This is a genomic window from Cupriavidus gilardii, from assembly GCF_013314895.1.
Taxonomy (GTDB): Bacteria; Pseudomonadota; Gammaproteobacteria; order Burkholderiales; family Burkholderiaceae; genus Cupriavidus; species Cupriavidus gilardii_C.
In genome coordinates, this window is sequence record NZ_JABTYE010000057.1 from 1 (window position 1) to 1331 (window position 1331).

At 62.5% G+C, this 1331-nt stretch carries 1 protein-coding gene; it reads left to right on the forward strand.

The window, feature by feature from the left end; all coding sequences use genetic code 11:
• Positions 1 to 94: 94 nt before the first annotated feature.
• A protein-coding gene (locus tag HTY53_RS24575; RefSeq protein WP_163013128.1) for an IS3-like element ISButh1 family transposase occupies positions 95 to 1293 on the forward strand; the annotation gives its coding sequence in 2 pieces (ribosomal slippage) (positions 95 to 410 and positions 410 to 1293; 1200 coding nt in all).
• The last annotated feature ends 38 nt before the right edge of the window (positions 1294 to 1331 follow it).

Consider the following 1331-nt stretch of genomic DNA (forward strand, 5'->3'; position numbering starts at 1 on the left):
TGGAGCGGCCCCACGTATCTGAGGACACGAGGACTCTCTTAAAATAAGGGATAGTCTTGTGCCTATCAGTAAGCCTAGTCATTACGTGGAAAGCATCGAAATTCTGACCGAGCCGGAGCGCCGTCGGCGGCGCACGGCGCAAGAAAAAATCGCCATCGTGCAGGAAACATTGGAGCCGGGAGCATCGGTGTCGGCCGTTGCACGTCGGCACGGCGTCAACGCCAACCAAGTGTTTGGCTGGCGCAAGCAATACCAGGAAGGCAGTCTGGCGGCGGTGAAGGCAGGCGAAACCGTTGTGCCGGCATCTGAGCTGGCCGCCGCCATCAAGGAAATCAAGGAACTGCAACGGCTACTCGGGAAGAAGACGCTGGAGGTCGAAATCCTGAAAGAAGCCGTGGAATGGGGCCGTTCAAAAAACCTGATTGCGCGCTCGCCCTTGCTGCCGGGGGACGACCGATGAAGACGGTCTGCGAAGTTCTCGGCGTGGCGCGCTCTGCCGTGGCGGTGAAGCGAGCTCGCTCGTCCGACTGGCGCGATGGTCGCCGTGCCCGCGTGACCAACGATGCCGGGCTGGTCGAGGAGATTCAGGCCCATGTGGCGCACCTTCCCACCTACGGCTACCGCCGTGTCTGGGCGCTGCTGCGCCGCAGTCGGGAGCAGAGCGGTGCGCCGTGCATCAACGTCAAGCGCGTGTATCGGGTCATGCGGGAGCATCAGTTGCTGCTGCGCCGCCCTGGCGTGCGGCGAGATAAGCGGCGACATGACGGTCGCGTTGCGGTGGACCGCAGCAACACCCGCTGGTGCTCCGATGGCTTCGAGTTCCGGTGCGACGATGGTACGCCGCTGCGCGTGACGTTTGCGCTGGACTGCTGCGACCGCGAGGCGATTAGCTGGGCAGCAACGACCGGCGGGCATAGCGGTGATGTGGTGCGCGACGTGATGCTGGCCGCCGTCGAACAGCGCTTCGGCACCACGCAGGCCGCGCAGCCCATTGAATGGCTGACGGACAACGGCTCGGCCTACATCGACCACCGCACGCGCAGCTTCGCTCGCGAACTGGGTCTTGAGCCGCTGACCACACCGGTCCGTTCGCCGCAGAGCAATGGCATGGCGGAATCGTTCGTGAAGACCATGAAGCACAATTACGTCGCCTATATGGACAAGTCTGACGCACCAACAGCGCTCTCGCGTCTGGCAATCGCGTTTGAACACTACAATGAGCGCCACCCGCACAAAGCCCTGAAATACCGCTCGCCTCGCGAGTTCAGGCGTAATGCGGTGTCATCAACCTAACGGTGTCCGCGTGTCCTGAGTTACAGGGGCAACTCCAA